The sequence below is a fragment of the Pseudoalteromonas sp. TAE79 genome, assembly GCF_000498015.1.
Taxonomy (GTDB): domain Bacteria; phylum Pseudomonadota; class Gammaproteobacteria; order Enterobacterales; family Alteromonadaceae; genus Pseudoalteromonas.
In genome coordinates this window covers 1-8790 of the sequence record NZ_AUTL01000236.1, presented here as the reverse complement: position 1 = coordinate 8790, position 8790 = coordinate 1, and the positions used below count along the sequence as shown (strand labels likewise).

The 8790-nt window shown below is 37.4% G+C and carries 11 protein-coding genes; 6 read left to right on the top strand and 5 right to left on the bottom strand.

Going from position 1 to position 8790, the window contains the following annotated elements; all coding sequences use genetic code 11:
• Positions 1–16 precede the first annotated feature (16 nt).
• From L655_RS0118535 to soxR, 4 genes are all read right to left on the bottom strand, one after another.
• Positions 17–985 (bottom strand): IS30 family transposase, encoded by a 969-nt coding sequence (locus tag L655_RS0118535; protein ID WP_024604006.1) that lies wholly within the window; start codon positions 983–985, stop codon positions 17–19.
• Between the two features lie 71 nt (positions 986–1056).
• Complete coding sequence (locus L655_RS0118530; protein WP_024605909.1) at positions 1057–1584, bottom strand: zf-TFIIB domain-containing protein; 528 nt, start codon at positions 1582–1584, stop codon at positions 1057–1059.
• Entirely contained in the window at positions 1574–2215 is a 642-nt protein-coding gene (locus L655_RS0118525) for a hypothetical protein (RefSeq protein WP_024605908.1), read from the bottom strand. Before L655_RS0118525 ends, L655_RS0118530 begins: the two co-directional genes overlap by 11 nt.
• Before the next feature lie 420 nt (positions 2216–2635).
• The gene (soxR, locus tag L655_RS0118520) at positions 2636–3127 is read right to left on the bottom strand and encodes a redox-sensitive transcriptional activator SoxR (RefSeq protein ID WP_029752146.1); all 492 of its coding nucleotides are present in this window, start codon (positions 3125–3127) and stop codon (positions 2636–2638) included.
• 67 nt (positions 3128–3194) lie between these two features.
• On the opposite strand from soxR, the gene L655_RS0118515 reads away from it, so the two are divergent.
• From L655_RS0118515 to L655_RS0118490, 6 genes are all read left to right on the top strand, one after another.
• A complete protein-coding gene (locus L655_RS0118515) occupies positions 3195–3668 on the top strand; it encodes a flavodoxin family protein (protein ID WP_024605906.1) in 474 nt (157 codons plus the stop codon).
• Between the two features lie 65 nt (positions 3669–3733).
• Entirely contained in the window at positions 3734–4246 is a 513-nt protein-coding gene (locus tag L655_RS0118510; RefSeq protein ID WP_024605905.1) for a DsrE family protein, read from the top strand.
• Between the two features lie 8 nt (positions 4247–4254).
• Entirely contained in the window at positions 4255–4890 is a 636-nt protein-coding gene (locus L655_RS0118505) for an SGNH/GDSL hydrolase family protein (protein ID WP_024605904.1), read from the top strand.
• A 78-nt stretch (positions 4891–4968) separates the two neighbouring features.
• Positions 4969–6507 carry an EAL domain-containing protein gene (locus L655_RS0118500; RefSeq protein WP_024605903.1) on the top strand — a complete coding sequence of 513 codons (1539 nt, stop codon included), beginning with the start codon at positions 4969–4971 and terminating at the stop codon, positions 6505–6507.
• Positions 6508–6563: 56 nt separating this feature from the next.
• Positions 6564–7085, top strand: coding sequence for a hypothetical protein (locus L655_RS0118495; RefSeq protein WP_024605902.1), 522 nt, complete (start codon positions 6564–6566; stop codon positions 7083–7085).
• A 249-nt stretch (positions 7086–7334) separates the two neighbouring features.
• On the top strand, positions 7335–8024 hold the full coding sequence (locus L655_RS0118490) for a response regulator transcription factor (protein WP_024605901.1): 690 nt from the start codon (positions 7335–7337) through the stop codon (positions 8022–8024).
• An 84-nt stretch (positions 8025–8108) separates the two neighbouring features.
• Here the strand turns inward: L655_RS0118490 and L655_RS0118485 are convergent.
• Positions 8109–8790: polysaccharide deacetylase family protein (locus tag L655_RS0118485; protein ID WP_024605900.1), on the bottom strand; the 682-nt coding region annotated here is incomplete at its 5' end.

Genomic DNA, 8790 nt, shown 5'->3' with positions numbered 1-8790 from the left:
CTGAAGTGCATAACGTTTAGGCGGCTTTAGCCGCCAAGTGATCCTGCATCAATTTTGCAGGCGTTTCAAATCCAAGTGTCTTCCTCGGACGATTATTAAGTTGCTCAAGTACTGGTATAACCTGCGCTGGTGTTACCGCCTTAAAATCTGTGCTCTTCGGCCAATACTGGCGTAGTAATCCATTCGTGTTTTCATTCAATCCGCGCTCCCATGAGTGATAAGGGTGAGCAAAATAAACAGGAACACTTAAAGCCTCTGTGATTTGCTCGTGATAAGCGAACTCTTTTCCATTGTCAGCCGTGATGCTATGAAGCGCTGACCTATATGGCCTTAATAGTTCTATCGTCGCCGCAGTGACGGCTTGTGCTGTTTTGCCTGCCACCTGCGTTGATACAGTGAATTGGGTGACCCGCTCTACAATGGTAACAAGGGCGCCTCGATGACCTTTACCTATGACGGTATCTATTTCCCAATCTCCGATACGACCTTTCTCATCAACTATTTGTGGGCGTTCTTCAATGCTAACGCGATTTTTTATTTGCCCTCGGTTTGTTTTACCATGACTGCGCTTGTGATATTTCTTACCGTGTCGGCGCAGATGTAGGTATAACTCACCACCTGCTTTTTTATCTTCCCAGATATACAGATAAATGCGTTCATGGCTGACAGACCGTTCACTTTCTTTACGCAACCATCCCGTTATTTGTTCAGGGCTCCACTTCTCATTAAGCTTCTGGGTAATTAAAGCCATCATTTCAGGTGTCATCTTAAGCGGTTTTCTTACACTTCTTCGGCGAAACAAAGCCCGCTCATGAGCTTGTTTGTGTCTGTAACCTCGCTTACCTGTATTTCTAGAAAGCTCTCTTGAAATCGTAGATTGCGATAAATTAGTTAGCTCAGCAATACTTTGTTGCGTAAAACCACTTTTCTTTAGAACGGCGATCTGGCATCTTTGCGCATAGGTCAGTTGTTTGTAATGTCTCATTGTAAAATCTCTTGCCGGAGAAAAAGCAGTTAGCTTATGAGCAACTGACCACTTAATCTACCCAAAACAAGTTATGCACTTACAATTTGAATCCAGGGTACAAAAATCAATGTATTTAATACAATAAGGCCGCGAGTTACCCAAGGAGTCTTTTGTGGTTTAATATTATATTCAACAGGCATTTGCGTTAAAAATTGGAACAAGTAGGTTTTCCAACTCACTTTTTGATTTAGCTCGCCTAAACTCGCTTTTATTTCAGGGCTTTTTTCAACACTTTCAAGTTCGTCTTTATCAATCCAAGTACCATCGCAGTGTCTACAAACATCAATTTCGGTATGAAAAGCTTCCAGTAAGTGAAAACGTTCTAAACTTTTTTTACAATCCGGGCAGTCAAGCTCAGAAACGCCTAATTGCTCACCAAAGTGAGTTTCAAATTTATCACCTTCTGGGCCGTCATTTATCTCGGAAATCATGCGATTTACTTCATTTTTTTCGAACCATAAACCACCACATTCACGGCAAATATCTATTTCTTCACCCTGATAATTGGTTACTTCTAATGGGTGATCTTTACAATGTGGACAGCTTTTAGTTGGCATTTTTAAGTTCCTTTAACGAACCAACAGAAATATCATTCTGCTGTAATTCCATTTTTAATTGTTTAGCGCTATTTTTTAAAGCCGGGAGTGTTTGAGTTTTAATTAAGTTTGTTATTTTTGCTAATTCGATAGAAGCCTGTTTAGCTGATATTTTTCGATTTATTGCGGCATTTATGACAAAATCAGCTCGAGAATAAAATCGACGTATTCTAGTTAAAAATTCACTCGGTGTTTCAAGCGTAGTAGGAGAAAACTGCATGGTTTTCCATATGTACTGCTCAAGTGTGGGTTTAAAAAATTCCATTTCTGATTTTGGTGGGTTCTTCGCTAAGCGTTCTGCATACTCAGCTACCGTGTTTGCGTTATCATTAACTTCGTCATAGAGCGATGTACGCAAATAGTAGTTATCTTCCATTTTGCTAAATGAATCGAACTTAAGCGCTTGTTCTAAACCGCTTTGAGCAGCCAAATAAACACCAAATACGGTAGAAATAACCATAAAAAATTGATTTAACCAAAAACCAGTGCTTTTGAGCTCTTCATGATCGACCGTTTTAAGGGCTTGAGTGAGTTTCTGAGTAACTACAGGTGGTTTTGTATTGTTGTCAGGGGTGGGATTAGTTGGTTCCAACTGTTTGTTCCTTGAATATTGCTTCCTTTTTAAGCGCACAAGAATGCTTAAAAATTAACCAGTTAGCAATACTACTATCCGTATTGAATATACTTTTTTACGTTTCGACCTGCATGTACATGCAGACGTAAACTTTACTCATTTCCTAAGGAGAGTGGGTAATGAATCTTTAGTAATTATACTTTAAGTGCACAACTACTAAAATCCCCATATCAAAACCGTTAAAGGTTTCAATTGATTACTTTGTGATTAAAAATAAAACAAGCAGCCATGGCTCTCCCTCATTTGGCAGTTAAAGCAAATAAGAATTCTGTGCTAGAAAAGCTATGTTTTGCTCATGAGGTAAGTATATTGGTATATATAAAATTGATAATACTAAGTTATGGCTAATTAGTTTTTATTTTAAATATATAACAAAGGTCATTCTTGAAAAATACTTTCAACCTTTGAATTTAAAAATACTGCACCGTTTTGTGTGTCGCCTAAATGGTCGTCTTTATTATAAATAGGGCAGCTTTTCAGAGATAAACAGCCACATCCTATGCAGCTGTCTACCTTGTCTCGCAAGTGCTGCATATAGGCTATACGTTCATCAAGCTGTGCTTGCCATTGCTTTGAAAGGGCTGCCCAATCTTTTTGCGTGGGTGTGCACTGATCAGGTAATGTGGCCAGTGTTTGTTTAATTTCATCGAGGGTTATTCCCATTGCTTGTGCGGCTTTTATTACCGCTATACGGCGCAGTACATCTTTTTTATAGCAGCGTTGATTGCCGCCATTACGCCAGCTACGTATTAGTCCTTTGGTTTCATAAAAATGCAGGGTTGATACTTTTACGCCGCTACGCTTTGCTACATAACCCACGGTTAAGTTGGCCTCAGTTAGTTTTTTTGATCTATTGGCATTATTTTTAATTTCCGTTTGACCTCAATATAACTTGAGGTTTTAAGCTTTTTTCAACATTAAAAAAGGAGCTAACTAAATGCAACAAAAACTTGAGCGTAGCACTGTTATTATTTATTCAAGCGCACGCAAAAATGGTAATACACAGGCGCACGTTAATGGATTTGCAGAGCAAAATAATGTGCGTGTAGTATGCTTAGATGATTATAAAATTGCGCAGTACTGCTATAACAAAAACTATAAAAATGATGATTTTTACGCTGTGTTTGAAGCACTTTTAAAATATGATCATTGGGTGTTCGCGTCTCCTGTTTATTGGTACAGCACCACGGTACAAATGAAATTATTTATCGATAGAATAACCGATTATATGGACGATGAAGTATTAATACCTAAGCTTCGTAATTTACGCAGTAAGCATTTTTCAGTGCTTTCTAATGCGTCATCAAGTGAAGCCCCCGCCTGTTTTGTAGAGCAGTTTAAAAATACGTTTAGTTATTTAGGTATGCAGTTTATTAACCACAGCCATAAAAGTACCCAAAAGGTTGCTTAAATTGCAGCCTTTTTTGGTTGTCTCTGGTAGTTTAGTAATAATCTTAAAAAACACAGGATTGTTTTATGAAATATTTACTATTTTTAGTGCTGCTTTTTAGCCCTTTTATATATGCAACAGAGCAACCAATTAAGGGGTATGGTAATTATTACAATGTACCCGAGCATGATGAAATTAATGACGCTACGGTATTTAAAATAGCATTTGATGTTGCTGATGGCGCTGAAAAAGGCGCGCAAAATAATTCAATAAATTCGCTAGCGCGTTTTATTAACATGCATGTGGCGCATGGCGTAAAGCCTGAAAACATACAACTTGCATTAGTTGTGCACGGCAGCGCAAGTGTTGATGTGTTAGCTAATAGCGAATATAAAAAACGCTTTAACGCTGACAATAAAAATAGAGCATTAATTGAGCAGCTACTAGCAAACAACACTAAAGTGTATGTTTGCGGGCAATCTGCTACTCACTTTAAAGTAACGCCAGCGCTTTTAATTGAGGGTGTAAAAATGTCGCTTTCGGCTATGACCGCTCACGCACAACTTCAACAACAAGGCTATACGCTCAATCCATTTTAATGACTCAAATAATAAAAAATATTCTCTGCTTTGGGGATTCAAATACATGGGGCTTAAACCCTGTAACGGGTAAACGTTTTGATGAAAATACCCGTTGGACATCACTTTTAAATAAAAACTTAGGGTGGGGCTTTAACGTAATAGAGGCAGGGCAACCTAATCGCACGTTAGTGCATAATCCCCCGTTTGACGGTGTGCTTAATGGTGTTAGCTATTTAAAGCCTTATTTGGATAAGCATGATCTCGACTTTATTATTATAGCTCTTGGTACAAACGATCTTAAAAAACGTTTTAATTTAACACCTACTTTAATAGCAGATGGCTTGAATGATTTAATTAACTCAATACACATTTATTATCAGCAGGGTAGTACTTTAAAATCTCCTAAGATTATTATTGCTAGCCCACCTAAAATAAGAATTACTGAGCAGTATTCACGTATTTATGAAGAGGCTGATACAAAAGTAAAAAAGCTCTCTAGTGCATTTAAAAGCGTTGCAGCTAATAATAAGTGCGCTTTTATTGATTTTAACTCGTTCATTAACATAACAGATGGTGATGGGATTCATTTTGATGATATCCAACATTTGGCAATAGGCTTTAAAATAGCGCAATTGGTTCAAAACTCACTCAATAATTGTTAAATCTATCTGTGTGAATTTAATGCGACTTATGCAATCATCTAATAAAGTAGTGATATAAATTAACAACTTCGAGATGCTATGAAAAAGTACCAACAAAAATCTATTATAGCCGTTCTAACCGGAGTGTTAGTTTTTATAACTGGCTGTATAATTTTACTCAATTTTGCAGCGCAGCAATTAACAGCACAAACAAAGTCAGATGCTGAGTATATTCTCACTCATGTAGAAGGTGCAATTGCAGAGCGGCGTCGAATACTTACCCCATTAAATAAGCTTGCGTTTAAACAGTGTGACAACACAACTCTTCTTGAGATGCGCCGAGCTTTATTTGACGCAAAATATGTAATTGATATAGGTTTTTTTAAAGATAATCAGCTAGTTTGTACTACGGGTGCAGGCTTATTAAGTAAACCAATTAACGACAAACAGCCTGACTTTATTCGAGATGATGAACAGGTGAGGGTTCGTTTTGAGCCAGAGCTTTATCTATTATTATTTAGTGAGCGCCCTATGGAGGTAATTATAGTCAGACAAGGGGACTATAATTTAATTATGCAGAGTACTCCCTTTACCAACATTGGCATTACTGTGCCAGATTGGGAAGTTGTTTATAAAACACCAAATACTTTGCATCATTTAGCAGGTAAAGAGGATCTCTACCTTCAAGTAAAAAACAATGTTTTCTTTCCTTACGAAACTAATTTAGTTTGCAGTTCTGCAAGTAGCCAATATTGTGTGGTAGTGCACTTACCTTGGAGTCTGTTTTTTTCTAATAACCACTTATTACTAATAATTTCGTTAATTTTAACCTGTTTAGCGGGCATATCGAGTGCGTTAATAGTTGATGCAAGAATTGCTGCACGTCGCTCTATTAATCAGCGTATTCGTAAAGGACTCAAAAAGGGATCATTTTATTGGACTTACCAGCCTATTATTTGTTTGCAAAGTGGCAAGCTGATTGGTTGCGAGGTACTTGCACGTTTTGAAGATAAGTACGGTGTTTTATTTCCAGATGAGTTTATTCCGGTTATTAGAAAAAACAATTTAACCTGGACTTTTACTGAGGCCATGATTGCCACCACAATCAAAAAGTTAACTTCTATAGAGGTATTGCCTGAAGGCTTCAAAGTGTCGCTTAATATATTTCCGTGTGATGTAGAGCTGGGTAATGTGTCGTTACTGCCGCAAATTACAGAGCTTACCAATTCACGCTTTATTATTTGTTTAGAGATAACTGAAGACGAATACCTTGATACAAGCATCGCGCATGCTCATTTTAGAACCTTGGTTGAATCGGGATTTAACTTATCATTAGATGACTTTGGTACGGGTTATTCGAATTTAAGAAATTTACAAAATTTGAGCTTTCATCAACTTAAAATTGATCGTACGTTTGTTCAAGATATAACAACTGAGGGCTTAAAAGCCTCTATGATCCCGAATATTATGGAACTTGTGCATAAGTTTAATTATACCTGTGTAGCAGAAGGAATTGAAACCACTGAGCAAGAAGCCATTTTAAAAACAGCGGGTGTGCACTACGGACAAGGCTGGAAGTACGGTAAGCCCATGACTGCGTCTAAATTTAAAAATTATATAACTAGTCAGCATTTTTAGATCTCAGCTGCCATACTAAACGTATCGGTATGAAATTTATAAATATTAGGTTTATTATGATCAAATTAACATTAAGTGCTTTTGCACTTTTACTACTTAGCGCATGTACAACACAGTACCCAAACCAGCAATTAACAGGTAAGCAGTTCCCAAGCATTAGTGGTGAAAGCTTAGAGCAAACTATGGTGACTATACCTAGTGATTTTAAAGCAGATAAAACACTACTGCTCATTGGGTACAAGCAAGACAGCCAGTTTGATATAGACCGTTGGTTAATTGGTTTAGATATGGCGGGCGTAACGCTCCCTACATACGAACTACCAACCATTGCTGGCATGGCACCACGTATGTTTAGCACATTTATAGACAACGGTATGCGCAAAGGCATCCCTAAAGAATTATGGGGTGGGGTAATCACTATTTATAAAGATGGCGAGACAGTTCAAAAGTTTACAGGTAATCAAAGCCCAAATAACTCTCGTGTGGTACTTATAAATAGCAGCGGCGAAATTTTATATTTTTATGATCGAGGTTTTTCGGTTGATGCGCTAAATAAACTAAAAGCGAGTATAGAATAATTGATCCTAAAAGTTAGTTTAGGCTAATGCATATTTAAGGCTTTATAAGTTATTAAGCCACTAATCCGATCTGTTATTTATCTTATAAAAGCAATTTTAAAAATAAAATTGATAAAGGCTTTGCATTGATTTAATTGATTTTTATCTATTTTAGGATGAGAAAGAATAACAGTACTTTAATATCAAAATCCCATTGTAAGTTGTATTTGATTTAGGTAATGTAGTGTAAATGTTTCAAGGACGAAATTTATGCCCCATAAAAACTCGGTATTTGTAAAAACAACGTTTCAATCATCTTTTCATTCACACAACTACACCGCTATTTTAAGAACATTACAAGCTTTGTTTGGTGATATTAAAATGGACGAAGTTATTCCTAAAGCTGAGCAGCGCACAAATTATGATTTGTTTTTAATCGATGGTGCTAAAAGCAAATGGCAAGACCTTATTCCGACTGACCTTATTTGTTTAGCTAAACACTATAGCGTTGTCATTTTTAATGTTGATAAAGAAGATGTGTGCGAGCAAAACTTATTGCTTAACCATTTTAATGGTGTTTTTTATAAATCTGATCCACCAGAAGATATTTTTAAAGGGTTACTTCGTGTTAATACTGGCGAGCTTTGGTTTACGCGTAAAGTGATTTCAAAAGCTTTTAACGATATTTTAGCCGTGGCATCGTCGTTTAATAGCTTACACGACGACATTGAATTAAAGCAGGACTATTACGATCATTTAACAAAACGAGAAAAGTCTGTTATTCATTTAATTGCACAGGGGGCGAGTAACAATACAATCGCTGATAAACTTAACATTAGCGACCACACTGTAAAAACACATTTATACAGTGCGTTTAAAAAAACTAACTCACGCAACAGGGTGGAGCTTGCTAATTGGGCGCAGCGCTACGTTTCTGTTTTATTGCCAATGGGTAAATAGTTTCTTTTAACTAAATTTAATACTCCTAAAGTAATAAAAGCCTAGCTATGCTGGGCTTCTATCATTGTGAGGCTACAATATAAACTATGCTTTTTTATATGGATGGGTTTTAAGCCAGTGCTCGGCTATTTGCTCACGTGTGGCAAACCAAACCTGATCATGCGAGCGAGCATATTCTAAAAACCGTGCTAATGCTTTTATTCTTCCTGGTCTGCCAATTAAGCGGCAATGTAAACCTATCGACATCATTTTAGGGGCGTTTTCACCTTCAGGGTCACCTTCTTCATAAAGCGTATCAAATGCATCTTTTAAGTAATTATAAAACTGATCGCCGGCATTAAAACCCTGTACGGCAGCAAAGCGCATGTCGTTTACATCGAGCGTGTAGGGCACTATTAACTGTGGTTTACCTTCTTTAATACTGTAAAAAGGTAGGTCGTCGCTGTAATCGTCGGCATCATATAAAAATGTGCCATTCTCAACTACAAGGGCTGCGGTATTTGGGCTAGTTCGGCCGGTATACCAGCCTTTGGGCTTTTTACCCGTAAGCGTTTGAATGATCTCAATGGCTTGTTGCATATGCTCGCGCTCGGTTTGCTTATCTATATTTTGATAATTAATCCAGCGCAGGCCATGGCTTGAAATTTCGTGGCCTGCTTCAACAAAGGCTTTAGCTACATCGGGGTGGCGCTCAAGGGCCATCGCCACTGCAAAAATGGTGACCGGTATATCGTATTTTTTAAATAAACGCAGTAACCTCCACACG

What these genes read in the sequence shown, in the direction of transcription:
- L655_RS0118500 (WP_024605903.1), top strand. Translation starts at nt 4,969, where the DNA reads ATGAAAAAGTACCAACAAAAATCTATTATAGCCGTTCTAACCGGAGTG.
- L655_RS0118490 (WP_024605901.1), top strand. Translation starts at nt 7,335, where the DNA reads ATGCCCCATAAAAACTCGGTATTTGTAAAAACAACGTTTCAATCATCT.
- L655_RS0118530 (WP_024605909.1), bottom strand. Translation starts at nt 1,584, where the DNA reads ATGCCAACTAAAAGCTGTCCACATTGTAAAGATCACCCATTAGAAGTA.
- L655_RS0118495 (WP_024605902.1), top strand. Translation starts at nt 6,564, where the DNA reads ATGATCAAATTAACATTAAGTGCTTTTGCACTTTTACTACTTAGCGCA.
- L655_RS0118535 (WP_024604006.1), bottom strand. Translation starts at nt 985, where the DNA reads ATGAGACATTACAAACAACTGACCTATGCGCAAAGATGCCAGATCGCC.
- L655_RS0118515 (WP_024605906.1), top strand. Translation starts at nt 3,195, where the DNA reads ATGCAACAAAAACTTGAGCGTAGCACTGTTATTATTTATTCAAGCGCA.
- L655_RS0118510 (WP_024605905.1), top strand. Translation starts at nt 3,734, where the DNA reads ATGAAATATTTACTATTTTTAGTGCTGCTTTTTAGCCCTTTTATATAT.